The organism is Pedobacter sp. KBW06 (assembly GCF_003852525.1).
GTDB lineage: Bacteria > Bacteroidota > Bacteroidia > Sphingobacteriales > Sphingobacteriaceae > Pedobacter.
The window spans coordinates 771,962-797,730 of the sequence record NZ_QAJL01000004.1; the positions used below are offsets into that span (position 1 = coordinate 771,962).

21 protein-coding genes are annotated in these 25,769 nt (G+C 39.6%); 14 read left to right on the plus strand and 7 right to left on the minus strand.

All coding sequences use genetic code 11. The features are described 5' to 3' along the window. Window positions 1-7: 7 nt before the first annotated feature. The 3 genes from DBR43_RS25550 (at window position 8) to DBR43_RS25560 (ending at window position 2,547) form a co-directional block, all read left to right on the plus strand. Entirely contained in the window at window positions 8-1,258 is a 1,251-nt protein-coding gene (locus DBR43_RS25550) for an aspartyl protease family protein (protein ID WP_124586137.1), read from the plus strand. Window positions 1,259-1,320: 62 nt separating this feature from the next. Next, window positions 1,321-2,259, plus strand: coding sequence for a hypothetical protein (locus tag DBR43_RS25555; protein WP_233603211.1), 939 nt, complete (start codon window positions 1,321-1,323; stop codon window positions 2,257-2,259). A gap of 96 nt (window positions 2,260-2,355) precedes the next feature. Continuing rightward, window positions 2,356-2,547, plus strand: a complete 192-nt coding sequence (locus DBR43_RS25560; protein WP_008241764.1) for a cold-shock protein — start codon at window positions 2,356-2,358, stop codon at window positions 2,545-2,547. A gap of 65 nt (window positions 2,548-2,612) precedes the next feature. Here DBR43_RS25560 and DBR43_RS25565 read toward each other — a convergent pair whose 3' ends face one another. Further along, window positions 2,613-3,401 carry a glycerophosphodiester phosphodiesterase family protein gene (locus DBR43_RS25565; RefSeq protein WP_233603213.1) on the minus strand — a complete coding sequence of 263 codons (789 nt, stop codon included), beginning with the start codon at window positions 3,399-3,401 and terminating at the stop codon, window positions 2,613-2,615. 122 nt (window positions 3,402-3,523) lie between these two features. Between DBR43_RS25565 and DBR43_RS25570 the strand changes: the two genes are divergently transcribed. The 5 genes from DBR43_RS25570 to DBR43_RS25590 all read left to right on the plus strand — a co-directional run bounded on the left by DBR43_RS25570 (window position 3,524) and on the right by DBR43_RS25590 (window position 14,389). Next, a complete protein-coding gene (locus DBR43_RS25570; protein WP_124586141.1) occupies window positions 3,524-6,835 on the plus strand; it encodes a DUF4175 family protein in 3,312 nt (1,103 codons plus the stop codon). Between the two features lie 10 nt (window positions 6,836-6,845). Continuing rightward, a complete protein-coding gene (gene ybeY / locus DBR43_RS25575) occupies window positions 6,846-7,286 on the plus strand; it encodes an rRNA maturation RNase YbeY (RefSeq protein ID WP_124586143.1) in 441 nt (146 codons plus the stop codon). Between the two features lie 820 nt (window positions 7,287-8,106). Beyond that, window positions 8,107-9,966 (plus strand): ABC-F family ATP-binding cassette domain-containing protein, encoded by a 1,860-nt coding sequence (locus DBR43_RS25580; protein WP_124586145.1) that lies wholly within the window; start codon window positions 8,107-8,109, stop codon window positions 9,964-9,966. 788 nt (window positions 9,967-10,754) lie between these two features. Continuing rightward, window positions 10,755-12,617 (plus strand): tRNA uridine-5-carboxymethylaminomethyl(34) synthesis enzyme MnmG, encoded by a 1,863-nt coding sequence (gene mnmG / locus DBR43_RS25585; RefSeq protein ID WP_124586147.1) that lies wholly within the window; start codon window positions 10,755-10,757, stop codon window positions 12,615-12,617. A gap of 143 nt (window positions 12,618-12,760) precedes the next feature. After that, the gene (locus DBR43_RS25590) at window positions 12,761-14,389 is read left to right on the plus strand and encodes an Ig-like domain-containing domain (protein WP_124586149.1); all 1,629 of its coding nucleotides are present in this window, start codon (window positions 12,761-12,763) and stop codon (window positions 14,387-14,389) included. A 6-nt stretch (window positions 14,390-14,395) separates the two neighbouring features. On the opposite strand, the gene DBR43_RS25595 is transcribed toward DBR43_RS25590, so the two are convergent. Together DBR43_RS25595 and nadB are read right to left on the minus strand one after the other, a co-directional pair. Then, window positions 14,396-14,905: a gamma carbonic anhydrase family protein gene (locus DBR43_RS25595; RefSeq protein ID WP_124586151.1), complete on the minus strand. Its 510-nt coding sequence runs from the start codon at window positions 14,903-14,905 to the stop codon at window positions 14,396-14,398. A gap of 3 nt (window positions 14,906-14,908) precedes the next feature. Further along, the gene (gene nadB / locus DBR43_RS25600) at window positions 14,909-16,495 is read right to left on the minus strand and encodes an L-aspartate oxidase (RefSeq protein ID WP_124586153.1); all 1,587 of its coding nucleotides are present in this window, start codon (window positions 16,493-16,495) and stop codon (window positions 14,909-14,911) included. Window positions 16,496-16,895: 400 nt separating this feature from the next. On the opposite strand from nadB, the gene nadA reads away from it, so the two are divergent. Together nadA and thiL are read left to right on the plus strand one after the other, a co-directional pair. Next, on the plus strand, window positions 16,896-17,888 hold the full coding sequence (gene nadA, locus DBR43_RS25605; protein ID WP_124586155.1) for a quinolinate synthase NadA: 993 nt from the start codon (window positions 16,896-16,898) through the stop codon (window positions 17,886-17,888). An 86-nt stretch (window positions 17,889-17,974) separates the two neighbouring features. After that, a complete protein-coding gene (gene thiL / locus DBR43_RS25610; RefSeq protein WP_074611424.1) occupies window positions 17,975-19,015 on the plus strand; it encodes a thiamine-phosphate kinase in 1,041 nt (346 codons plus the stop codon). On the opposite strand, the gene DBR43_RS25615 is transcribed toward thiL, so the two are convergent. Beyond that, complete coding sequence (locus DBR43_RS25615) at window positions 19,010-20,332, minus strand: DNA recombination protein RmuC (RefSeq protein ID WP_124586157.1); 1,323 nt, start codon at window positions 20,330-20,332, stop codon at window positions 19,010-19,012. The two genes, thiL and DBR43_RS25615, sit on opposite strands and share 6 nt — an antisense overlap. A gap of 70 nt (window positions 20,333-20,402) precedes the next feature. Further along, window positions 20,403-21,545, minus strand: coding sequence for an NAD(P)/FAD-dependent oxidoreductase (locus tag DBR43_RS25620; protein WP_233603216.1), 1,143 nt, complete (start codon window positions 21,543-21,545; stop codon window positions 20,403-20,405). Window positions 21,546-21,628: 83 nt separating this feature from the next. On the opposite strand from DBR43_RS25620, the gene DBR43_RS25625 reads away from it, so the two are divergent. Continuing rightward, window positions 21,629-22,324 (plus strand): zinc metallopeptidase, encoded by a 696-nt coding sequence (locus DBR43_RS25625; RefSeq protein WP_124586160.1) that lies wholly within the window; start codon window positions 21,629-21,631, stop codon window positions 22,322-22,324. Here DBR43_RS25625 and apaG read toward each other — a convergent pair. Continuing rightward, window positions 22,321-22,707, minus strand: coding sequence for a Co2+/Mg2+ efflux protein ApaG (gene apaG, locus DBR43_RS25630; RefSeq protein ID WP_074611427.1), 387 nt, complete (start codon window positions 22,705-22,707; stop codon window positions 22,321-22,323). The genes DBR43_RS25625 and apaG overlap by 4 nt on opposite strands. A 33-nt stretch (window positions 22,708-22,740) precedes the next feature. Continuing rightward, entirely contained in the window at window positions 22,741-23,748 is a 1,008-nt protein-coding gene (gene dusB / locus DBR43_RS25635; RefSeq protein WP_124586162.1) for a tRNA dihydrouridine synthase DusB, read from the minus strand. 53 nt (window positions 23,749-23,801) lie between these two features. Here dusB and DBR43_RS25640 point away from each other — a divergent pair, with 53 nt between their 5' ends. From DBR43_RS25640 to DBR43_RS25650, 3 genes are read left to right on the plus strand one after another with little or no spacing between them, the layout of a single operon-like run. Beyond that, complete coding sequence (locus tag DBR43_RS25640; RefSeq protein ID WP_124586164.1) at window positions 23,802-24,737, plus strand: CPBP family intramembrane glutamic endopeptidase; 936 nt, start codon at window positions 23,802-23,804, stop codon at window positions 24,735-24,737. Next, on the plus strand, window positions 24,709-24,918 hold the full coding sequence (locus DBR43_RS25645; protein WP_124586165.1) for a putative signal transducing protein: 210 nt from the start codon (window positions 24,709-24,711) through the stop codon (window positions 24,916-24,918). Before DBR43_RS25640 ends, DBR43_RS25645 begins: the two co-directional genes overlap by 29 nt. Before the next feature lie 15 nt (window positions 24,919-24,933). Next, complete coding sequence (locus tag DBR43_RS25650; protein ID WP_124586167.1) at window positions 24,934-25,743, plus strand: phosphatidate cytidylyltransferase; 810 nt, start codon at window positions 24,934-24,936, stop codon at window positions 25,741-25,743. The last annotated feature ends 26 nt before the right edge of the window (window positions 25,744-25,769 follow it).

A 25,769-nucleotide genomic window follows, 5' to 3' on the forward strand; every position in this document is an offset into this window, starting at 1 on the left:
TAGTTCAATGAAACCGCCGACAAACGCTATTAAATCGACCAGCTTTAAGCCCTTTTTGGCCTTAATGGCTTTGATCTTTATGATAGAGGCCGGTTATGCCCAGGTTTTCGAGTTTAGCGGCAACCGTAAAAAAGATGTGATCAACTTTTCTTTGATCAAGAATCTGATCATTATTCCAATGTACATCAACGAAAAAGGGCCCTTTAATTTCATTCTGGATACCGGGGTCGGACCGATGATCATTTCCGATCCGGGACTTGCAGACAGCCTGAAGATTAAAGATCTCCGGACCATAAAAATAGCAGGGCTGGGAAAAGGAAATGAAATTGAAGCCTATGTTTCCAGATCGATTTCCGCGAGAGTAGGTAAAGCTTTTATTGATCAGATCCCAACGGCCATCCTCAAGGAAGATCTGTTCAGGTTGTCCAGCTATGTTGGAATGCCCATTCACGGCTTATTGGGGTATCACTTTTTTAAAAGCTTTATTGTAGATGTAAAATACTCCTCTAAAAGACTGATTTTCTTTACGCCGGCGCTGAACAGAAAGATCAAAGGGGAGCGGATTCCTTTAGAGCTCATCAACGATAAGCCTTATGCAATGATCAATATTGAATCTTCAGAACTGGGAAGCATCCCCATCAAAGTCTTGATAGACAATGGTGCCAGTCATGCGATCTCTCTGGAAATTCTGGATGAAAAACCGTTTCCGGTCCCTGCTGCATCCATTCCCGCAAACCTTGGAATGGGGCTTGGTGGCCCTATCAGTGGAAATATCGGACGGATAGCCTCTTTAAAAATCGGAGAATTCAATCTGAAGAAAGTCCTGACTTCTTTTCCAAAATATGATGAAGTGGCTGGAAAAATTCTAATGAAGGACCGGAATGGAAACCTTGGGGCGGATGTCCTGAGCCGTTTCGACATTGTTTTTGACTATGGAGACAACAGCATGTATTTAAGGCGCAACAGCAATTTCAGGCGTCCCTTTGAACATGATATGGCCGGAATGGAAGTTTATGCAGACGGTCCTGGCATTGATCACTATTTTATCAGCAGAATTGAACCCGGATCTCCGGCAGAAAGCAGCGGTTTTGAGCCGGAAGACGAAATCGTTTATATCAATTTTGTCCCTGCCACCAGCTATACCCTTACTGAAATCAACAGAATTTTAAGGGCTGGAGATGGAAAAACAGTCATTATCACCGTATTAAGACAAGAGAAACTCTACATTAAACTGTTAAAACTTAAACAAAGAATATAAACTCTTCCGATTCTTATAACTTTGTCTTCCAGTAGCTAATCCGATACCATTATTTTTTTTGCATGCCTAAAAAGTTCATTTTTATCCTGGTAATTGCTTTCAGCTTTTGCCTTAGTTGTAATTCCGTATCTAAAGAAGAGCAACGAAAAAGCACCCGAACATTGTCTTTTGAGCCCATTAAAGGCATAAAATATTATGAAGTAAAGCGCCGTTTCAGTACTGGCTTGTCTTTTAATGAAATGGGCTTTCAGCAGGAGCCATCCTGGATTATCCAGTTTCATTCCAGCGACTCCATTCTGGCTTATAGTCCGCAGAAACTAAAAATGCAGGGCTTTCATCTGCATTATGACCATGGGGATGTCTATAATTTCGCCAAAGAATGGTTCCGGATCAAAAAAATCAGCAAGGATAGTCTACTCATGCAGCGCCTTCAACTTACGAAAAGAGAAATTGCCAAAGACATTCGTTCAGATGTAAACATCACTTACTATTCGAAGGACTACATTGAAAAGACCCTTAAAACTACAGCGGAGCAGTTGCAAAAACCAACCCGCGCAGACAGCCTTTATATCCGTCAGCTCTCGGAACGGTCCAACCGGAATCCCGGTAACCGCGACAGCGCATTTGCCGGCCGTCAGCCAGTCTCTTTTACCTCGCTGAGCAATATGATCAGCGTAGAAAAATTAAACACCGTAGACAAACTAAACGGACAAACAGAGGCCTATGATTACCTCTTTCCCAGATACAGGATCAATATCACAAAGGCCTATCAGGATTTTGGCTATGATTTTTCTGTGATCGTTGATGCCCGGGGGAAAATGTATCTCGGAACCTTCCGCTCTCCACTTCCGGAAAACTACGAACCCCGCAAAAAAACACTCGAAGCCATCATAAATGTCTACCTCCAAAATCTTTTAAAAATTAGTCCCGGAAAGACCCTTGGTATCCCGCACTCCAGTGAAATTAACCTCTCTGTTTCAGGCAGAAAGGCTGAAAAATAACCGCTCACAAATTTATATTTACCAAAAAATGAAGCATTTGTATATTATTAAAATTATTCCGTATCTTGCACACTTAATTTATTAATAAATAATACAATGCAAGAAGGAACAGTAAAATTTTTTAATGTAACTAAAGGTTTCGGATTCATCATTCCAGCTAACGGAGATAGCGAAATTTTTGTACATTCAACAGGCCTTATCGATGAAATTCGTGAAAACGACAAAGTTGAATACGATGTTGAAAGCGGTAAAAAAGGGTTGAATGCGATTAATGTTAAAGTAATCTAGATTATTAAAAACATAATTGTACAGCATCGCGGACAACCGCGATGCTTTTTTTGTTTAAAAAGGCCTTATTTTCTGGATTTAATGGTCTCAAATAACAACTCAGGCTCATTGGTTGTGATAAACTCCACCTGATTGTCCAAAAGCCAGTTCATGTCTTCAACAGTATTCACCGTCCAGGCATTGAGGGTTAGCCCCATTTCCTTTGACTTGACAAACCAATCCCCCTTCTTGTATACCGAAAAGTGATAGTCTGCACCATAAAATCCGTCCTGCTTCATTTTTTCAAGAGAAGCATCCCCATTCAGGTAAGCCACGTTGGCCTTTGGCTGTAATACCAGAACCTCTTTCAGGATCTCGTAGCTAAAGCTGATATAATCCACCCAACGATCTGCTTTCAATGTTTTCACCAGTCCGACAGTACGTTTTGTCATTTGCAAATCGCGTTCCGGGCTAATCTTGGAAGGCTTTAACTCCAGGATCAATTTGGTCTTCTTCTGCTTCATACCTTCCCTCAAATAGGCTTCCAACGTAGGGATTTGCTCCCCATTGGTCATCTTCTTTTCAAGTAACTGTTCATAGGTCGAGCCAGCGATAGACATCCCCAGAAAATCCGGATCATGATTGATCACCAAAATACTATCAGAAGTCATGTGCACATCAAATTCAGACCCATAGCAGCCCAATCTTACTGCTTCTTTCAGCGAAGCGATGGAATTTTCAGGCAAGCCCTTCTTTTTCCAGGCTCCCCGGTGTGCGATCACTTTATTTTTATTCCAGGTTTCCATAGTCTGATTTGTCAATTTACCGGTAGAAAGTATGGCGACGATTGCGAGGGCCAAAATGGAGTTTGTCATGAAGTAATTTTTTAGATTTCGTACAAAAAACGCCATACCAGCGTTAATTTAATGCTATTATATCATTAATTTTATCAAAAACCGTATTCATTCTTTACCTTTAAGATCCAGCTGTCTTTTTAATGAACAACAATTACGAGCTTTTAATTTCAAAAGTGAATGAATTTACGCAAAAGTTTTACCTCAATAAACTCTTGCGTGGAAGCATTTATGCTGCTGCAGTATTGCTGGCTCTGTATCTTTTTATTTTTTTGTTTGTTTATTATACCCATCCGGGGATTACCGTTAAAACGGTTCTTTTCTTTTCCTCCCTGGCTGCCTCTCTGTATATCATTGGATTCTGGGTCATTGTACCTGCGCTTTCCTATTTTAAACTTGGAAAAAACCTGAGCATTGAACAAGCAGCGACCCTGATAGGGAATCATTTTTTTAATGTCAAAGATAAGCTATTGAATACCCTTCAGCTGAAAGCACTTGCAGACAAAAGTCCGGAAAGCAATATGCTCATTATGGCTGGAATAGACCAGAAGATCCAGGAATTAAAACCAATTCCTTTTACCAGTGCCATCCGCCTGGATGAAAACAAAAAGTACCTGAAGTATTTTCTGGCTCCTTTGTCTGTCATCGTTCTGATCGCCATCATTGCCCCTGCCATTTTAAAAGAGGGAACCAATGGATTTGTGCAATACAACAAGGAAATCCTTCCGAAAGCCCCTTTCAATTTCGAGCTGCAAAACACCTCTTTACTTCGTTCTCAGGGAGATGACCTGACCTTAAAGCTTAAGATCACCGGAAATGAAATTCCTCAGGAAGTATACATTTCTGATGGGCTGAATACTTACAAATTAGAAAAGGAGAACAACAGCCGCTTTCAATATACCTTTAAGAACCTGCAGAAGAACAAAGAAATCCGCTTTTCTGCAGGAGGATTTAGCTCCATCCCCTATCTGATTGAAGTGAAACCTCGTCCGTCTGTCGTAGGGATGAGTGCCAGTTTACGTTATCCGGCATATCTCGGAAAAAAAACGGAACTGATTACAAATGCGGGCGACCTCCTGTTACCGCAAGGAACTGTAGTAACCTGGTCCTTAAATACAGAAAACAGCGATGAGCTGGTTTTCATTTTAGGTCAGCAATCACACCTGCTCTCTGCTCAAAATAATACTTTTCAGTTTAGCAGTACAATTCTTAAAAACACGGATTACCGCATCACCCCGAAAAACAAATTTATCAGCAGCAAGGACTCGCTGATTCATCAGATCGGTGTAATTGCAGACGAATATCCAAATATTTCCCTTACCGAGGCGGCTGACTCGCTAAGCAGTAAAGCCCTTTATTTCTCAGGAAACATCTCAGATGACCATGGTTTTACCGCTTTAAAATTCATTTATACTGTTTCTGATCATGGCAAAGTCACGAGCAGGGTCAGTAAATCTATTCCAGTAAAAAAGGCTCAGCAAGAGAACGCTTTTTTCTTCTTCTGGGACCTTAGTCAGGCCGGTATAAAACCTGGTCAACAACTGGAGTATTACTTTGAAGTTTCAGACAATGATGGGGTAAATGGTCCAAAGACCACGAAATCTGCTGTTAAAACCTATGAACTTCCTTCTCCGCAACAAGTGGCCGAAAAGATCAATCAAGGCAGTCAGGCTTTAAAACAAAAAATGGAAAAGGCCATTAAACTGGCAGGCAGCGTGGAAAAGGAAAGCAAAAAACTTGGCGAGACCTTACTCGATAAAAAACAGCTGAATTTTGACGATAAGAAACAAATCCAACAACTGCTGGACAAGCAGAAACAGCTGGAAGATGCCGTTAAAGAGATCAAACAGCTGAATGAAAAAAACAGTTTTGAAAAAGAGGAAAACAACACCCTCAAAGACGAGCTGATGGAAAAACAGAAGAAAATAGACGAACTGTTTAACAATGTCCTGGACGAAAAGACAAAGGCCCTGCTGGAAAAACTGCAGAACCTAATGGACCAGAATAACAAAGATCAGACTCAAAATGAGCTTTCCAAGATGCAAATGGATAACAAATCATTAAAAAATGAACTTGACCGCATCCTGGAGCTCTACAAACAGCTTGAATTTGAGCAAAACCTTCAAAACAATATTGACCGCTTAAATGAGCTGTCTAAAGCGCAGAAAGACCTTGCAAAACAAAGCAAGGATAAGGACAGTCCGATAAATGAATTGAAAAAGCAACAGGAGGAGCAGCGTTCAGCATTTGAGGAGATCCGAAAAGAACTGGATAAAATAAAGGAAAAAAACGAACAGCTGGAACGGCCGAACCCTTTCCAAAGCCCGGAAAAAGAAGCTAAAGATGTCCAGCAACAGCAGAAGGGCAGCAAAGAAAACCTGGATAAGAATAATCGCCAGAAAGCCGCAGAAAACCAGCAAAAAGCAGCTGAACAGATGGAAGAAATGGCAAAAAAGATGAGCGACATGCAGCAGGAATCAGAGGAAATGGAAAACAACCTCAATGCCCAGGAACTGCGTCAATTACTCGAAAACCTTTTAAAAACCTCGTTTGATCAGGAAAAAGTAATGCTTGACCTGAGAAAGATCAGTAGCAATGACCCGCTTTATACCTCCAATGTACAGCAACAAAGGGCCATAAAAGACAATATGAAGACCATTGCTGACAGCTTATTTTCACTCAGTAAAAGAGTACCACAGATTGAAAGTACGGTAAGTGAAGAGGTTCAGAAAATCAATTTCAACATGGATAAAAGCCTGGAAAATCTTGGAGAAAGAAATACCTCGGCTGCCAATAAAAACCAGCAATACACCATGACTTCCATCAATAACCTGTCGCTCATGCTAAATGAGGCTCTGGAACAATTGCAGAAGATGAAGAAAAATTCCAGCGGAAGCGGAAAGGGAAAAAAACAAAGCATGAAGCAATTGCAGCAAATGCAGCAGCAACTGAACAACAACATGCAAAAGGCCAGGGATCAAATGCAAAAAAGCGGAAACAAGGGTACGGTTCCGAAAGGACAAATGAGTGAAGAATTTGCGAAAATGGCCCAGCAGCAGCAAATGATCAGAGAGGCACTACAAAAGATCAACAGAGAAGAGAACAAAGATGGAAAAGGGGGGCTGGGAAACCTCAATCAAATGATAAAAGACATGCAGTCGACAGAGACGGAACTGGTAAACAAGCGTCTGGAACAGGAGACCATGAACCGGCAGAAAGAGCTGTTGACGAAATTACTGGACGCAGACCAGGCCCAAAGAGAACAGGACCAGGATTCCAAAAGAGAAAGTAAAGCCGGAAAAGATTTGACGCCATCCTATCAGCAAATGCTGGATAAGTTCAAAAAACTCCAGCAAAACGAGACGGAATGGATTCAAAAACTACCGCCAAGTCTCAACTACTATTATAAAAATAAAATTGCAGAATATTTTAAATTGCTAAATTCGGCCCATTAATTCCAGAAACATGAGTAAACCTGCAATCCACTTTTTCACCGAAGACCTTAGTTATACCCTTAAAAAGAAAACACTGCTTAAGGCCTGGATCAAGTCTGTAATCGAAGAAGAAGGATATACATTACAGGAGTTGAACTTTATTTTATGCTCAGACGAATATTTACTGCGTATAAACCAACAATACCTGAATCATGACACTTATACCGACGTCATTACTTTTGATAACTCAGAAGCGCTTAAAATGATTGTCGGAGATATTTTCATCAGTCTGGAGCGGATTCAGGAAAATGCCAAAGAATTCAAGCATACCGTTGCCGACGAATTGTGCCGCGTGATGGCGCACGGGACCCTGCACCTGCTGGGTTACAAAGACAAAGGCAAAGCGGCAAAAACGTTGATGACGGAGAAGGAAGATTATTATCTGTCCACCTTAAAAATCCAGCAGGGATAACTCCCTCCTTCTGTTCCTCCTATTGCCCTGAGCGCCCCGCCTTTTTTAAGATTATGACCTGTTGATAGAACAATAGTGCCCGTTTGTCTAAGTTAAATGACTGATGGTCTAATGAATGAGGTAATTTGAAACGTTTTTATAAAAACGACGTCTTATGTTTAAATCTTTCATTTAAAACCGGATATCATGAAAACTGCAATAAAAAAAATTATGATTGCCGCGATGGCGGTAGTCATCCTTACAGGAACAAAATTCGGAAAAAAAACTGCCGAAAGAACAGCGACAATGGTACATGCCGTTAAATAATGTGTTTTGTATATCCTCTGTTGATCCAATCTTTCTCTCCAAATGTTTTGGTGAAAAATCACCTCATATTACCTTCCGCTTCTTCCCTTAAACCTCCTTTGACTACAACAGTTAATTGAAACGTACTGAAGACAGGACTGAAACGTATCAGCAACGTCTTTCAGGTCGAAAAGACGTTGCTGGTACGTTCATGGTACGTTCCAGACCCGCTCCAGGTAACTGTTGTAGTCGAAGGAGGATACTGCAATGGTCGAGTTATAGCTGAATTATATCGTTCCATAGGTTCCGGCCAAATATGCTGGAAAGTCATTGCATCTGTTCTTTGGCTCCGACCCGAAGAGGAGTCGACCAAAACATGGATAAGAGTTGACGGTTTTCAGAACGCTAACACAGCAATATCCCTTTGGTTTCCTCAACAAAATACCTACATGTTCAATAGGCTCAACTATATACCAAAGAATTATTGCTTACTTTTGCAATAATTTCTTATCTAAAATATCGTTAAACACAGACTTTGAGCACACTAATTGCAGCCGAAAACTTAGGCCATGCTTACCATGACGAATGGCTATTTAAAAATTTAACCCTGGGGATTCAACCCGGACAACGCGTAGCGTTGGTTGGTATAAATGGTGCAGGAAAAAGCACCTTATTAAAATTACTTGCAGAAAGGTTTTCTCCGTTAGAAGGCAAAATCGTAAAGAACAAATCCGTTAAGATTGGATTTCTGGATCAGGAGCCTTCATTTCCGGATGGTTATTCGATAAGCGATTTTATCTTTTCTCTTGAAAACAAGCAGCAACAGCTGATCAAGGAGTATGAAGAACTGATCGAAGATCCGAATCCGGATGAGAAAACATTGAATCGTTTATATGAAGAACTCAGCGAACACAATGCCTGGGAATATGAACACGAAATAAAAACGATTTTAAGCCGCATGGGGATCAATCATCTTCAGCAAAAGATCTCTACCCTATCCGGGGGGCAGAAGAAGCGTCTGGCGCTCGCTAAATTGCTTATAGAGGACCCTGAAATCTATGTTCTGGATGAGCCAACCAATCACCTGGACATTGACACCATCGAATGGCTGGAAAAACTTCTTACTTCGGGTAATAAAACTATATTATTAGTTACACACGATCGTTATTTCCTTGACAATGTCTGCAACACCATTGTTGAGCTGGACAGAGGAAAGATCTACAACTATAACGGTAATTATGCCTATTTTCTGGAGAAGAAGTCTGAACGCGAAGCCGCAGATGAAAGCACCTTCCAGAAGAACAAGAACCTCTTGAAAAAGGAATTGGAATGGATGAGAAGAATGCCGGCCGCCCGGACGACCAAATCTCAGTCTAGAATTGATGCTTTTTATGATCTAGAGAGCAAAACCAAACAAAGATCTGATAATCAAAGTGTTACGTTAAATGTAAAAATGTCCCGTCAGGGAAATAAAATATTAGAACTGGATCATATTGGTCAATCATTTGATGATAAAAATATCATTAATGATTTCTCTTATACTTTTAAACGTGCAGACAGAATAGGATTAGCCGGTAAAAACGGAACAGGAAAATCTACTTTGCTGAATATCATTACCGGATTCTTAACTCCCGAAAAAGGAAAAGTAAGCACTGGGGAAACGACGGTATACGGCTACTATAAACAAGGTGGTCTTGCATTCAACGAAAAAGAAAGGGTAATTGATATTGTAAAGTCCGATGCCGAATATATTAAAATGGCAGATGGTCAAACGATCTCTGCTTCTCAATTATTAACCTTATTCCTCTTCCCTCCCAAGAAGCAACATGGCATGGTAGAGAAATTGAGTGGAGGAGAAAAAAAGAGATTGCACCTCATGAAGGTTTTAATGCAAAATCCCAATTTCTTAATTCTTGATGAGCCAACAAATGACCTGGATATTGATACCTTAAATGTTCTGGAAGAATTCCTGGAAAATTTCCCGGGTGTATTAATTCTGGTTTCTCACGACAGGTATTTACTCGACAAAATGAGTGAGCAATTATTCATTATGGAAGGAAATGGTGATGTGGCAATTTATAATGGAAACTATTCTGAGTACCGCATTAGCTTAGAAACACAAAAAGAAAAAGTTGCAGTAAAAACTAAAGAAGTTCCCGCTCAAAGTACAGCAGGCACGACCAAAAAATTAAGTTTTAAAGAGCAGAAAGAATTGGAGGATTCAGAAGTAAAGATTTCCGAATTAGAATCAGAAATTAAGGACTTGTCTACTTCTTTGCTGACCATTGACAGCGCAAACTATTTAGGCATTCAGGAAGTATCGAAAAAGATTGAGGTACTAAATGAAGAATTAGAAAAGGTAACCGAACGTTGGTTGGAATTATCTGAAAAATAATACCATCTTTTTAGAAGCTGCCAGAGGATATCAATTCACAAAAATCAAATACTCCCTGGCAGCTTTTAATAAAAGTGAATCAATATTCAAAACGCTGATCTGGCCTCCGCTTTCAAAAAACAAAAGCATCCCCTCCTCTTCTCTTTTCTAAAGTCTAGAAAAATTTATAAACTAATGACGAGGAAGGAACCTTAATAACCATTATTCCTGCGCTAATCAATTCAGAAGAAAAAACACATTCTTTGATAAAAGAAAGGCAAGAGTAAATGTAAGAACGGAAAATAAGCTGAGGTTATTTAAAAGCCAGCAGCAGGCAATTCAAAAACACCTTATTGCAATTCGCTTTCGGGGTTTACCATGACAGCATAGAAGGTGTAGAAGAAATTAACCGGCCCAAATGAAAGACTAGAAAGAAACGGCCATTTAAACAGATGATTTACCTTGATTGATGAAAGGCTAATTGTTAAACGTTTTGATGATGGCCTGGAATAAATTAAATATTCTTTTCCGCACTGCCTTTACAGTAGCTGCAGTTAGATTAAAGGATAGAAAAAACAGAATGATGATTCAGGGAGTTTTGGAAGATCGTCATCAAAGAATAACAGAACGGTTTTTTAGACGTTCAATTGAAATAGAACAACGAATTAAAAGGGATTCAAATTAGCGCTTCTCCCCTATTAATTGATTAAATTTGACGATTGTTCCACGTGAAACAATCGGGTTTAACAGAGACGATGTATTGCGTTCCACGTGGAACATAGATGTAAGAGATATAAAAAACACAGGTAATGTTTAAAGAATATGATGTTATAGTTGTAGGTGCAGGGCATGCCGGATGTGAAGCTGCTGCTGCTGCTGCAAATCTGGGATCCTCCGTTTTGTTGATCACAATGAATATGGAAACCATTGCACAGATGAGCTGCAACCCTGCCATGGGTGGTGTTGCAAAAGGTCAGATTGTAAGAGAAATTGACGCGATGGGCGGATACTCCGGAATCATTAGCGACAAGACGACCTTACAATTCAGAATGCTTAACCTTTCTAAAGGTCCGGCAATGTGGAGCCCAAGAGCGCAGAACGACAGGAAAAGATTTGCTGAAGAATGGAGACTCGCATTGGAACGTACTCCAAATGTAGACTTCTGGCAAGACATGGTAAGTAGTCTTGTGATCAAAAACAATACTGTGGTTGGTGTAAAAACTTCATTGGGAATTGAGATCAAAGGCAAGTCTGTTGTCCTTACCAATGGGACCTTCTTAAATGGATTGATCCATATTGGAGAGAAGAAGTTTGGAGGCGGCAGAACTGCAGAAAGAGCGGCTACCGGAATTACAGAACAGTTAACTGAACTGGGATTTGAAGCAGGCAGAATGAAAACTGGTACCCCACCCCGAGTAGACGGAAGGTCCCTGAATTATTCATTGATGGAAGAACAATGGGGTGACGAAAATCCAGGTCGTTTCTCCTATACCAATGTAGCCCGCCCAACAGAACAACGCTGCTGCTGGATTACCTATACCAATGCAGAAGTTCACGAAACATTGAAAGAAGGATTTGAAAAATCTCCAATGTTCACCGGAAGGATCAAAGGTCTGGGACCAAGATATTGTCCTTCTATCGAAGATAAAATCAATCGTTTTGCTGAACGGGAAAGACACCAGATTTTCGTAGAACCTGAAGGATGGAATACCTGTGAGATCTACGTAAATGGTTTCTCTACCTCACTTCCGGAAGATGTTCAGTATAGGGCTTTAACCCAGATCCCCGGATTTGAAAATGCAAAAATGTTCCGCCCTGGATATGCCATAGAATACGATTATTTCCCACCTACCCAGCTCGGTTTAACCCTGGAAACCAAATTAATCAGTAACCTGTTCTTTGCAGGCCAGATTAATGGAACAACAGGATACGAAGAAGCTGCTAGTCAGGGTTTTATAGCCGGAATCAACGCGCACCAAAAGGTAAATGAACTTCATGAACTGATCATGAAACGCTCCGAGTCCTATATTGGTGTATTAATAGATGACCTGGTAACCAAAGGAACAGAAGAACCTTATCGCATGTTCACTTCAAGAGCTGAACACCGGTTATTGCTCCGTCAGGATAATGCAGATATCCGTCTCTCCCCTATCGGCCACAACTTAGGACTGATTAGTGATGAGCGATTGGATATTGTTAAACAAAAGGTTGCCAACTCTGATGCCATCGTTGCCTTTGCGAAGAAGCAAGGTATTGAAATGACAGAGGCAAACCAGAAGCTGGAAGAATTGGGTACAAGTACACTGAATCAAAATGTAAAAATATTCAGTCTGTTAAGCCGTCCACAGGTGGGTATTGAAGACGTCAGAGAAATCAGTCAAAGCTTCAAAGAATACCTTAGCCCTTTTGATCAGGAAACCATAGAACAGGCAGAGATCAAAATCAAATACGAAAGCTACTTTGAGAAAGAACAGGAGATTGTAAATAAAATGCAGAAGATGGAAGATAAAGACATCAATCCAAATTTTGATTATTCCCAATTGGTATCTTTATCAAAGGAAGCAAGAGAGAAGTTGCTGAAGATCAAGCCAAGAACTTTAGGGCAGGCATCCAGAATTTCAGGTGTTTCTCCTTCTGATATCTCCGTTTTAATGGTTCATATCAGTAAGTAAAACATAATATGCTGAAAATGAGCAGGTTAATATGAAAATCTAACCGTTTTAACCTGACTCATTTAAATGAGATATAAGAGAGTTTTAAAAATTTTTAATGTTATCCATTAAAAAGAGTAATAAATTAAACACAACGCATATAAATGGCCAAAAATAGCAATGTATCCAACTTCCGGCTTTTTGCATCCCTCCTACTGCTAACTTCGCTGATTTATAGCTGTGCAAGTATCCAACAACCCCAGGGCGGACCACGTGATACGACTCCTCCGAAGGTTTTAAAAATGGAACCCAAAAATTTAACGACAAATTTTAAGGCAAAAAAAATCACTATAGAGTTTGATGAATATTTTAAACTTCAGAATGAATTTAAAGAGTTTTCCATTTCTCCGGAATTGAAAATTGCCCCAACCTTGAAAACTAAAAAGAAAACACTGGAGATATCCTTTACAGACAGCCTGGAAAAAAATACAACCTATACACTTAATTTTGGTAAAGCCGTTGCCGATATCAATGAAAGTAACGTCGTCAAAAATCTCTCCTATGTATTTTCGACCGGCCCGAAATTAGACTCCCTCAGCATCAAAGGTAAAATTACAAACTCCTCCACTGGTGAACCTGAAATCGAAGCGGTAGCATTTATCCTTCCTATAGAAAGAGATACCATCTTCGGAAAAGGTAAACCTTCTATTTATACACTTACGGATAGCAGCGGTAATTACAGCCTCAACAATTTAAGAGAAGGCACTTACCGAATCTATGCTTTGAAGGAAAAAGGCGGCGACAAAATCTATCAGCAAAGTACAGATGAAATTGGATTTATAAAAGATTCAATTGCATTAAAGCACAATCTCGACACTGTAAATATGCGTGTTTTTAAGGAAGACGCCAAGGTATTCAGAATCCTCGACCGACGCATAAATGCAGATGGAAGCATTAGTTTTGCACTCAATCAAAAGCTAAAAAAACCTGAAGTAACCATTGTTGAACCGGCGGCTTTAGACGCAACGAAGTTTGCAAAATTCAGCAAAAACAACGACTCCCTGAAAATCTGGTTAACGGATCTTTCCTTTGATTCAACTAAAGTCAGCCTTAAATCGGAAGGCAAATTACTTCAGTCATCTACACTTACCAGAGGAAAAAAAGAAACCTATAACAGGGTATTATCTGCAACGGATAACCTGGAAGATCGTACCTTAAATCCGAACAAATCTTTGAAACTTACGTTTAATTTTCCGATTACAAGTGTTGATGCCAGCAAAATAACATTACTGGAAGACTCTGTAGAAAGAACAAATTTCACAGTAGTAAAAGACAGTTTAGACTTTTTATCTTACCATGTAAAATATCCATGGCGCATAAAAAAACCTTACCAAATGAAGTTTGGTGCCGGTGCATTTACCGCTATATTTAACACAAAAAATAAGGAATTTCCGAAGGATTTTAAGCTGGGCAGCAAGGATGATTATGGCAGTCTCATCGTAAAGATCATTCCTCCGGAGAAAAACAAAAGCTATATTGTTGAAATCATTGATGGCAATAAAAACCCGGTAAATACAATGGTCATCACTAAAGATACGACCGCAAAATTTGCCAATTACAAAGCAGGAAAATACTTTATAAGGATCACTTACGACAATAATAAAAATGGAAGATGGGATACCGGAAATGTAGAAGAAGGCCGTCAGCCGGAGAAGATCTGGAATGAACCAAAGGAACTCTCAATAAGAGCCCTTTGGGAAAGAAATGAAACAATTACCATTCCGAAAGAATAGTTATGCTTATCTGAACCAGTCAGCATACATGATATAATTGTCTGGTAATTTATTTAGTAAAGCCCGTTGCTCCTCAGTAATGGGCTTTATTTTTTTAGCGGGAGTCCCCGCATAAATATAGCCGCTTTCGCACTGTGTGTTCTCCAATACCACTGCACCTGCAGCGATGATACAATAGGGTTCTACGACTGCGTTATCCATAATAATAGCTCCCATACCCACCAAAATATGGTCTTTAAGGGTACAGCCATGAACGATCGCGTTATGGCCTACAGAGACCCTGTTTCCAATCACAGTCGCTGCCTTTAAATAGGTTGCATGAATCACTGCACCGTCCTGAATATTGCTGTCATCACCGATGGTAATGCTATTTACATCACCTCTGATCACAGCATTAAACCAAACGGAGCAATTTTTTCCCATCACAACGTCGCCAACAATAGTGGCATTTGGGGCAATAAAACAATTTTCATCCCATTTGGGATGTTTATCTTTAACGGGTAATATAACTGGCATGATCTAAAAAATTGTATCTGTTAACTGTTCTGAATGCATTGGATAATCGGTAGTGAAATGCAATCCCCGACTTTCTTTTCTCGCTTTTGCCGACTTAATTACAATATAAGCAACCTGGATCACGTTCCGCAATTCACAGAGTTTTACGGAAACTTTATTGGCTTTATAGAAGTCTTCCGTCTCTTCATGGAGCAAAAATAAGCGCCTCATTGCACGGTCCAATCTAAAATCCGAACGTACAATTCCCACATAATCACTCATCAATTTTTGGGTTTCTCTCAGGTTATGTGTCACCAAAATATCCTCATCTGTTTGGGTTACTCCATTGGCATCCCAGTCTGGAATGTTATCAGGAATGACGCTATTTTTAAAAGCAATGATCGCATCCTCATAAATACGGTGTGCAAAAACTGGGGCTTCGAGCAAGGAATTTGAAGCCAAACGATTGGCCCCATGCAAACCTGTTGAAGAACATTCCCCGCAGGCATATAGATTTTTTATAGAAGATCTTCCATATTCGTCTACCAAAATTCCGCCGCACATATAATGAGCTGCAGGCGTAACCGGTATTAAATCCTTAGTCATGTCTATACCTATAGATAGACACTTGGCATAAATGTTCGGGAAATGGGCTAAAATATCGCTCTTTTTTCGATTGGTAATGTCCAGATAAACGAAGTCTTCACCTGATTTTTTCATCTCCGAATCGATGGCCCTGGCCACAATATCCCGGGGTGCGAGCGAGCCACGCTTATCATATTCGTACATAAATTCATCTCCGTTTTTCCTTCTCAGGACTCCTCCAAAACCCCGGACTGCTTCCGAAATCAGGAAGGCAGGATACTCTCCGGGATTGTATAAAGCGGTTGGATGGAACTGAATAAATTCCATATTCCTCACTTTTCCTTTCGCGCGGTAAACCATCGCCATTCCATCGCCTGTAGCAATTACAGGGTTTGTCGTACTGCTATACACATGTCCTGCACCACCCGAAGCCATGATAGTCACATTAGCTAAGATCTTTTCCACATCGTTAAGCTCTGTGTTAAAGGCATATATACCGTAACAGTGGATATCTTCAGAACTCTTATCCACATGCTCCCCCAAATGATGCTGAGTAATCAACTCCAAACAGAAGTAATGTGTTAATATCTCTATGTTTTCATTCTCATGAATCTGCTTCAATAACACACTCTCAATCTCATAACCTGTGACATCTTTATAGTGTAAAACACGGTGTTCTGAGTGCCCTCCCTCCTTCGCCAGGTCGTAAACGCCGGCCTGATCTTTGTCAAAATTAATCCCGTAATCAATGATTTCCTGGATTCTTTGAGGCCCTTCTTTTACCACAATTTCCACTATCTCTCTGTCACACAGCCCATCTCCCGCAATTAACGTATCTTCGATATGTTTTTCAAACGAATCATCTTTATCCACAACGACAGCTACACCGCCTTGCGCATACTTTGTATTTGACTCATCCTCGTTTGATTTTGTAACAATTAATACCTTACCATGCTGAGCTGCTTTTAATGCAAAGCTTAAACCCGCTATACCCGACCCTATTACTAAAAAATCTACTTTTCTCATTGAATTAAAGCTATTTCCGTTACTTTGTTAACAACGTTGATATAATTGTTAATTTCTTGTCTAAACATTTAGAACAAATAATTTTGAATGTTTAAATCTAAGCTAAAAAGGCAATTTGCCACAATATTTTAAGTTATTTTTGAGCAACTTTGCATAGTTTATTAACTTTTTACACACACATTAAGAATAAACATATTGGTATGGATAAGTTTTGGACTGAAAAAATATAATGCTGTAAATCAGCAGCTTTTTATCATAAAAAAGTCATCTAAATGTGGATAACTTATGAATAACTCAAATAATCGACTAAAAAAAAGTTTTTTACAAACGTTATTAACACACTAATAAACAATAGAAATCTATTTATATTAAATAATTATAATTTATTGAACTGTTGAAAATGGATACCTTAGAGGAATTAAATCGAAAAGGTTTTGTGGATGAAAAGATCGATCCAACACTTGATCTTTTCCTGGAAATCGAAAAATTAAAAAAGGAAAAAAACGCAATTATACTTGCGCATTACTATCAAGACCCTGATATTCAGGATATTGCAGATTATATTGGGGATAGTTTGGGACTATCACAGGAAGCTGCAAGAACTGATGCTGAGGTGATTGTGTTTGCTGGAGTACATTTTATGGCAGAGACGGCGAAAATTCTTTCTCCTGACAAAAAAGTGTTGCTTCCGGACTTCAAAGCCGGGTGTTCTCTGGCCGATAGTTGTCCGCCACATTTGTTCAGGAAATTCAAAGAAAAATATCCTGATCATGTAGTGATCACCTATGTGAATTGTACTGCCGAACTGAAGGCATTGAGCGACATTGTTTGTACCTCTACGAATGCGGTACAGATCGTAGAAAGTCTTCCAAAGGACACCAAGATTATTTTTGGTCCTGATAAAAATTTAGGTGCCTGGGTGGCTAAAAAAACGGGCAGAGATTTAGTACTCTGGAATGGTGCCTGTATGGTTCATGAGATCTTTTCAAGAGAGAAGATTACAAAATTGAAAGAACGTCATCCAAATGCGAAGTTTATTGCCCATCCGGAATGTGAAGAAGCAGTGCTTCAAATGGCAGATTATATTGGATCGACAACCGGATTATTGAAATATAGTACAAATAGCGACGCACAGGAGTTTATTGTGGCTACTGAAAGTGGGATTATTCACCAGATGGAGAAGGCAAATCCAACGAAAACCTTTATTCCTGCACCACCAAATAACAGTTGTGCCTGTAACGAGTGTCCATATATGAAAAGAAATACACTGGAGAAATTGTATTTATGTTTAAAAAATGGTTCTCCGGAAGTGACGGTTCCTGCTGACATTATTGTTCAGGCAAGAAAACCAATTGAAAGAATGCTGGAAATTTCAGCCGCATTAGGTTTGTAATTTTTCTGTATAGATACCAGCTCCTCCTGGCAGTTAAAATGAGAGAGAAAAATATAAAGAATTAAAAGGCAACAAGAGACAAGATTATGTTTGAGAATAAAGAGCGTACCGATATTGCGGAACTTGGAGAATTTGGTCTGATAAAACATCTGACAGAGGGTTTCAAAATCAGGCACGAAAGTAGTATAAAAGGGGTTGGAGATGATGCTGCAGTCTTGAATTTTAAAGATAAAGAGGTGTTAATTTCTACAGATTTATTATTGGAAGGCATCCATTTTGACCTGGCTTATGTACCTTTAATGCATTTAGGCTTTAAGGCAGTCCAGGTAAACCTGAGTGACATCTATGCCATGAACGGTATTGCTACTCAAATTACAGTTTCTATAGGTATTTCAAGTAAATTTCCCCTGGAAGCTGTGGAAGAAATTTACAAGGGAATTGACCTGGCCTGCAACAAGTTTAACATTGACCTGATTGGAGGAGACACTTCTACAAGTAAACAAGGATTAGTGATTAGTGTAACCAGTATTGGTTATGCCGAAAAGAAAGATGTTGTTTATAGAAATGGTGCCCAGGAAGGTGATCTTTTATGCGTTTCCGGTGATTTAGGCGGTGCGTATGTGGGATTACAGATTTTAGAAAGAGAAAAACAGATATTTCTGGAAAACCCTAATATTCAACCGGATCTGGAAGGTAAAGACTATATTATCGAGCGTCAGCTGAAACCGGAAGGCAGAAGGGATATTGTTGATTTACTTGCTCAGATGGAAATTGTTCCGACTTCAATGATCGACGTTTCAGATGGATTGGCTTCTGAAATTATGCACATTTGTCAGCAGTCAGAAAAAGGATGTACCATTTATGAGGAGAAAATTCCGATTGATCCGATGACGTACGAGACTGCCCGTGAACTGGGCTTAGATCCAACAGTTTGCGCTTTAAATGGTGGTGAAGATTATGAATTGCTGTTTACCATTAAGCAAGACGATTATACAAAATTGAAAAATGATGTGGACATTAGTATTATAGGACACATTACAGATAAAAATTCCGGCTGTAAAATGATTTCCAAATCCAGTGTTGTTCATGAACTGAAAGCACAGGGATGGAATGCTTTTAAATTATAGACTGTCCTCTTCAGTCAGTAAAGGATCTAAAAATTTGGTGTCAATTTGCTTCGTTGCTTTGGCACCTAATTTTTTGATCTTTTCGGAAGTACTGGAAAGGTTTCCTGTCCCGGTAGAAAGCTTGTTTAATGCTTTATCATAAGCATCCTGGCTTTGTCTGATGTTTCTTCCAATACCCTCCATATCGGTTAAAAAGCCTACAAACTTATCATACATACTTCCGCTTAAACGTGCAATTTCCAGGACATTTCTATTTTGTCTTTCCTGTTTCCAGATGCTGGCAATGGTTCTCAAAGTAGCCAGTAAGGTAGAAGGACTTACAATAACTACTTTTCTGTCCCAGGCATAATTGAAAAGTTCTGCATCCTGCTGAACAGCAATGCCAAAGGACGATTCAATAGGGATGAAAAGCAATACAAAATCAGGGGAATTTATTTCGTTTAATTCATGATAATTTTTTCCCGAGAGCCCTTGAATGTGGTTTTTGATAGAGATGAGGTGTTGTTTAAGATAAGTGTCCCTGTCCTCGTCAGTATCTGCGGCAACAAGTCTCTCGTAAGCAACCAAAGAGACCTTAGCATCAACGATCACATGTTTATCATCCGGAAGGTCAATAATCACATCCGGCTGCATCCTGCCCCCCTCTGAAGAGCTCAGACTGGTTTGTATCCGGTATTCTCTGTCTTTAATTAATCCCGAGCGTTCCAGTACGCGTTCCAAAATCACCTCACCCCAGTTTCCTTGTTTTTTTGAGTCGCCTTTAAGTGCTTTGGTGAGGTTGTTTGCATCTTCCTGAATCTGCTTACTTTGGTTCATTAACTGGGAAATTACGCCTTTCAGCACATTTCGTTCGTCTGATTCTGACTTATAAACCTTATCTACTTTTTCTTCAAAAGCTTTAATGTTCTCCTTTAAGGGATTTAATATGATATCCAGGTTAGCCCGGTTTTGTTCTGTAAACCTGGCTGTTTTTTCTTCCAGGACTTTATTGGCAATATTCTCAAATTCCAGCTTGAAACGTTGTTGCAGTTCAGCAATATATTTTTCCTGTTCGGCTTGTTTTTCCCGTTGTGCAGCAAGGGTTTCTTCCGATTTGATGACTTTACTTCTTTCCAGCAGAAAACTATTGCGAAGGTCGTTCAGCTCATCTTCCAATCTTAATTTTTCTTCTTTCAGCCAGTTTAAAGATTTCTGATGTTCTTCTTCTTTTAAATCTAACAGGGCAATGTGGTTGTCATTGGCCACCGGCTTTCTTAAAAATAGAATAATTAGTGTTACTAAAATTATGATCAATAATATAACTATTGCTACTTCCATACTAATATTTTTATCAAAAGTCTAAAAATAAAAATGATCTTGCAAGAAGAGATCGTAAATAATGTAGAATTTATAGGAAAGGGAGGATCATGTTGGCCGCATCTTCGCCGGTTTGTGTACCCATAGCGATGCCCATGCCGTTGCATCTTACTGCGCAAAAAACACCAGGGCGAATGGATTTTACGATCGGATAGAGGTCATGGCCAAAAGCCATGATGCCACTCCAGCTTTGTTCAATTTCAAATGGAGTATCCGGTAAAATGACTTCTTTTAATAATGTTTTGAGCGCGTTTTGGATCAATTGGGTACTTCCGAAAACGGCTGTTTCTTCGCCTCTGATGTCGAGGTTACGACCACCGCCAAGCAGGATTCTTTGGTCTATATTTCTAAAATAATAGTAACCTTTATCGTAGTGAAAAGTTCCTTTTATTTTTAAATCCGGGATAGGCTGTGTCAGGATGACCTGACCGCGGCCAGGAACAACATCTAAATCGGGAACGAGGTCTTTTATAAAAGCATTGGTACTCAGGAGCACCTGTCTGGCTTTAAATTTTCCATGTTTACTGAGTAAGATCTGGTAGTTTCCCTCCTCCTGAAGCTCTTCTACTTCACAGTTGTTATAGATCATTATACCAATAGCTGTTGCCTTTAGTATTAATGCTTTCATCATTTTACCGGTATCTATCTGAGCTTCCAGTTTGTTTTCTATTAATAGTGCGGTATCATGGAAACCAAAGTCAGAGATTTTGTTATTTGCTGTTTTGAAGGCATCTTCCTGGCCAACAATGTCTTTAATAAGTTCATTATAGTGGCCGATTTTAGCTACACAAAGTTCGGCCAACTGATGATCTTCCGTCTTAAATAATTCGTAACCACCATAATTATGATAGGAAAGTGATTCATCTCCGAGTAATTTTCGAAGTTTTAAAAGCCCTTTCCAGCGTCTTTCTATCAATTGATAAAGTAAGGCTGTACCCCCGTTTTTCTCCTGTTCCATCAATTCTGAGATGCTTCCGAAACAAGCAAATCCTGCATTCTTTGTACTGGCGCCAGAAGGGAGGAATCCCCTTTCAAGGATGGCTACACTTGCTTTTGGATTTTTAGATTTTATGGCAATTGCCGCATTTAAGCCAACAATTCCACTGCCTGCTATGATGACATCATAAGCAAAAAAATGCTGTTGTTCCCAATAAGATATAGCTGTTTTCATCATCTAAATTTATCATTAATTTTTTTGGTCAGGCAAATTAGGCGCGCTTTTTGATTTGAATAGTTTGAAAAACATACACTACGGAAATGGGAACTTATTTATTTTTAATAGTCCCGATATTACTTATTAGCATGTTCGTGCAATGGAAGTTTAGAAATAAGTTTTCAAAGTATACTGAAATGCACTTGAGTTCGGGATTTTCGGGGAAAGAAGTGGCGGAAAAGATGCTGCATGACAATGGCATTTATGATGTGAGGGTGATGAGCACTGATGGTCAGCTCTCTGATCATTACAATCCGGAAGATAAAACAGTGAATTTAAGTACAGATGTTTACCACGGCAGAAGTGTGGCTGCTGCTGCTGTTGCCGCACATGAATGTGGACATGCGGTTCAGCAGTCGAAATCTTACCATTGGCTGCAACTGAGGACAAATATGGTACCTGTAGTCAGCATTTCTTCCACTTTATTACAATGGGTCTTGATTATTGGCGTATTGCTGATTGGATTTACAGGGAATCCTGTCGTTTTGAGCATTGGCGTAGCCGGTCTGGCCTTACTGACCCTATTTAGTGTAATTGCTTTGCCGGTAGAGTTTGATGCCAGCAGAAGGGCGCTAATCTGGCTAAGAAACAACAACGGAGTGATGCATACGGTAGAAGAAAACAAACAGGCCAAGGATGCGCTATGGTGGGCAGCAATGACCTATGTAGTTGCTGCTTTAGGCTCATTGGCCAATCTGATCTATTATGCTTCGATGTTGTTCGGAAGAAATAAATATTAATTGAGCCTGTAAGGTACAATCAGGTTAAATTCAGGAATATCGACCGTGAAATCAGTACTGTCTATCATGCGGTGCATCAGGTAATTTCCGCTCATTGCCCCCATATCTGTACTCAAATGACATCCGGAAACATAAGTATGACTTCCGCCAGGTTCCATTACAGGCTGAAGACCTACCACACCCTCTCCTTCTACTTCTCTCTCTGTACCGTTAGAATCAAAAATAAACCATTGACGTCTCATCAGTTGTATGGAATAATCTGATAAATTTTCAATAGTAATCCGGTAAGCAAACATAAAATGCTCATTAGCAGGATTAGAATATTCATCCTGATACATGGTTTCTACTGATATTTTGATCCCTTGTGTGATTGCTGTTACCATTTTTAACTTTATTTAGGAAATGTTTTTCAAAAATCAAGCCATTTCCCCATCGGGATAAATATGCTGATATTTGTCTGCCACTTCGTCTAATATACTGTGAATAATTTCAATGTTATCTTCTTTTACCAGTAACATTCTATAGTGTTTAAAATCAGGAAGGCCTTTAAAGTAATTTGCATAATGGCGTCTCATTTCAAATACACCTACCTTAGGTCCTTTCCAGGCAATAGATTTCTCAAAATGGGTACGACATACCGTAACACGCTCTTCTACAGTTGGTCCTGCCAGGATTTCACCGGTATTGAAAAAGTGTCTGATCTCTCTGAAGATCCATGGATAGCCAATGGCAGCTCTTCCGATCATAATTCCGTCTACTTCATACTCTAAGCGCCAATCTGCTGCTTTTTGAATGCTGTCGACATCCCCATTTCCGAAAATAGGAATTTTTATTCTTGGATTTCTTTTGATTTCGCGAATCAAAGTCCAGTCTGCTGCCCCTTTGTACAATTGAGCCCGGGTTCTGCCATGAATGGTCAGTGCCTGAATTCCGATGTCCTGTAAACGTTCGGCTACTTCTTCGATGTTTTTGGTGGTATCGTCCCAGCCCAGGCGGGTTTTAACGGTAACAGGTAAATGTGTTGCCTTAACCACCGCTTCGGTCATCTTTACCATTTTATCGATATCCTGTAATAGTGCAGAACCTGCACCCCGGCAAGCTACATTCTTAACAGGACAACCATAATTAATGTCCATCAGATCAGGCCCGGCCATGGTAGCGATCTCTGTAGCTTCACGCATGTGGTCAATCTCACTTCCAAAGATCTGAATACCTATCGGGCGTTCATATTCAAAAATATCCAGTTTAGCCCTGCTTTTTGCCGCATCCCGGATCAATCCCTCAGAAGAGATAAACTCAGTATACATCATATCCACCCCGCTTTGTTTACAAACAAAACGGAAAGGGGGATCACTTACATCTTCCATCGGTGCAAGCAATAAAGGGAAAGCTCCCAGATCAATATTTCCTATCTTTACAGACATTTTTCTATCTTCAAACCAAAATTCAAAGGACAAAGGTACAAATATTACAAATAATGAATTTGACAGAAAGCGAAAGAGCTGAAAAAAGTCCTTACTTACAATTACTTAGCCTTGGTATATATGCGATTGCAGGAGTAGTTATTACTTTAATACTTAGCATGCTGGCTTTTTATTTTATGTATGGTGAATTTATGAATTACAAGTGGCTGGAGGCTGATAATCCAAACTTTGTAACAGTAAACCGGGTGCTGATTTCCTTACAACAGATGGGATTGTTCCTGGTTCCTGCTCTATTTCTGGCTTTGGGAGAAGGAAAAAAAGCGACAGATTTTTATGATTTCAGAACCCCAAAAGTGACATTATTATTGCTAATCACAGGCCTGATGGCGGTTTCTATGCCGCTCATGGAATTTAGCATGCAGCTTAACCAGAAAATGGTATTGCCGGAATTCCTGAAATCTATAGAAGAATGGATGAAAAGCAAGGAAGACGGGGCTATGGTTACCACTGAAGCGCTTTTAAAAATGGATCATATTGGCATATATCTGATTAATATTGTTTTGATTGGTATTTTACCTGCTGTCTGTGAAGAATTGATGTTCAGAGGAGCGATACAACGATCATTGGGAAGAATATTTAGCAATCCCCATGTTGCCATCTGGCTTTCTGCATTTGTTTTTAGTGCCATACACGTTCAGTTTTATGGATTTTTGCCCCGCTTTTTACTGGGTGCAGGATTTGGGTACATTTATTTCTGGACCAGGAGCCTTTGGTATTCCATTTTTGCTCACTTTTTAAATAATGCTTATGCCGTGACCGCAGCATGGTATATGCAAAAAAACAATATACCTTTGTCGGATTCAGATAAAACAGCCCATTTTCAATGGTATGGTTATATCATTAGTGTGGTCTTAACCGTTTTGTTATTCAATTTTTTAAAAAATAAAACATTAAAAGCCGATGAAGAACAATTGGATAAAGGTATTTAGCACCGAAGATGCTTATACTGCGGAAATATTGAAACAAGGATTAATTGAGAGCGATATTGCAGCGGTGGTAATGAACCAGCGGGACTCTTCTTATCAAACTTTCGGAATAGTTCATATTTTAGTCCATCCTGATAATATAGAAAAAGCGGAAGCTTATATCAGGGAAAATAATATTGCATAAAAACACCTTACTTTCATGAAGACCAGAGCAATTACCGCTTTCTTTTTTACTATTGTGATGTTAGGATCCATGTTTCTTGGGCCTTACGTCTTTTCTATATTTTATTTGCTGCTGAGCCTGGGTGCTTTGCTGGAGTTCTTTAAGCTAATTAAAACGGCGGGAATCCGGCCGCACCGGAATATCGCGTTGATTGCAGCAACACTGATCTTTATGATGACTGCAGGGTATCATTTTTTGCAGTTTGAAACTAAATTTATGTTGCTTTTGGTTCCGCTGATTTTTTCCGTATTTATTAGTGAACTGTATAAAAAAGAGACGATCCCATTTGCAAATATCTCATATACTTTTGCGGGCTTTATGTATGTAACAGTGCCCTTTTGTTTCTTTTATTCCCTCGGCTTTATCGGGCATGCTGCAGAATACAGTTTTCATTTGCCCCTCGCTTTTATGCTGATGCTTTGGGCCAATGATACCGGAGCTTATCTTTTTGGTTCCAAGTTTGGAAAGACACGCTTATTTGAGCGTCATTCTCCTAAAAAATCATGGGAAGGCTTTTTTGGTGGCATGTTTACCAGCCTGGTCGTTGCTTATGTATTGTCGTTGTTTTTTACCGAACTTCCTGTATGGGCATGGGGGGGAATGGCTATCCTGATTTCCAGTTTTGGAACATTGGGAGATCTGGTAGAATCTATGCTTAAACGTAGTCTTAATGCAAAGGATTCCGGAAATATTTTACCCGGACACGGAGGCTTTCTTGACCGCTTTGACGGTCTGTTAATTGCTGCACCTGTCGTTTACGCATATCTGTATCTGATTTTGTATTAAGGAATTGAGGATAAAAATAATATAAT

Bases quoted from the DNA above. Each gene is read 5' to 3' on its own strand.
- thiL (WP_074611424.1), top strand. From the start codon at position 17,975: ATGTTTGAGAATAAAGAGCGTACCGATATTGCGGAACTTGGAGAATTT.
- DBR43_RS25620 (WP_233603216.1), bottom strand. From the start codon at position 21,545: ATGATGAAAACAGCTATATCTTATTGGGAACAACAGCATTTTTTTGCT.
- DBR43_RS25555 (WP_233603211.1), top strand. From the start codon at position 1,321: ATGCCTAAAAAGTTCATTTTTATCCTGGTAATTGCTTTCAGCTTTTGC.
- DBR43_RS25650 (WP_124586167.1), top strand. From the start codon at position 24,934: ATGAAGACCAGAGCAATTACCGCTTTCTTTTTTACTATTGTGATGTTA.
- DBR43_RS25590 (WP_124586149.1), top strand. From the start codon at position 12,761: ATGGCCAAAAATAGCAATGTATCCAACTTCCGGCTTTTTGCATCCCTC.
- mnmG (WP_124586147.1), top strand. From the start codon at position 10,755: ATGTTTAAAGAATATGATGTTATAGTTGTAGGTGCAGGGCATGCCGGA.
- DBR43_RS25565 (WP_233603213.1), bottom strand. From the start codon at position 3,401: ATGACAAACTCCATTTTGGCCCTCGCAATCGTCGCCATACTTTCTACC.
- DBR43_RS25625 (WP_124586160.1), top strand. From the start codon at position 21,629: ATGGGAACTTATTTATTTTTAATAGTCCCGATATTACTTATTAGCATG.
- DBR43_RS25615 (WP_124586157.1), bottom strand. From the start codon at position 20,332: ATGGAAGTAGCAATAGTTATATTATTGATCATAATTTTAGTAACACTA.
- DBR43_RS25645 (WP_124586165.1), top strand. From the start codon at position 24,709: ATGAAGAACAATTGGATAAAGGTATTTAGCACCGAAGATGCTTATACT.
- DBR43_RS25570 (WP_124586141.1), top strand. From the start codon at position 3,524: ATGAACAACAATTACGAGCTTTTAATTTCAAAAGTGAATGAATTTACG.
- apaG (WP_074611427.1), bottom strand. From the start codon at position 22,707: ATGGTAACAGCAATCACACAAGGGATCAAAATATCAGTAGAAACCATG.
- nadA (WP_124586155.1), top strand. From the start codon at position 16,896: ATGGATACCTTAGAGGAATTAAATCGAAAAGGTTTTGTGGATGAAAAG.
- nadB (WP_124586153.1), bottom strand. From the start codon at position 16,495: ATGAGAAAAGTAGATTTTTTAGTAATAGGGTCGGGTATAGCGGGTTTA.
- dusB (WP_124586162.1), bottom strand. From the start codon at position 23,748: ATGTCTGTAAAGATAGGAAATATTGATCTGGGAGCTTTCCCTTTATTG.
- ybeY (WP_124586143.1), top strand. From the start codon at position 6,846: ATGAGTAAACCTGCAATCCACTTTTTCACCGAAGACCTTAGTTATACC.
- DBR43_RS25640 (WP_124586164.1), top strand. From the start codon at position 23,802: ATGAATTTGACAGAAAGCGAAAGAGCTGAAAAAAGTCCTTACTTACAA.
- DBR43_RS25550 (WP_124586137.1), top strand. From the start codon at position 8: ATGAAACCGCCGACAAACGCTATTAAATCGACCAGCTTTAAGCCCTTT.
- DBR43_RS25595 (WP_124586151.1), bottom strand. From the start codon at position 14,905: ATGCCAGTTATATTACCCGTTAAAGATAAACATCCCAAATGGGATGAA.
- DBR43_RS25560 (WP_008241764.1), top strand. From the start codon at position 2,356: ATGCAAGAAGGAACAGTAAAATTTTTTAATGTAACTAAAGGTTTCGGA.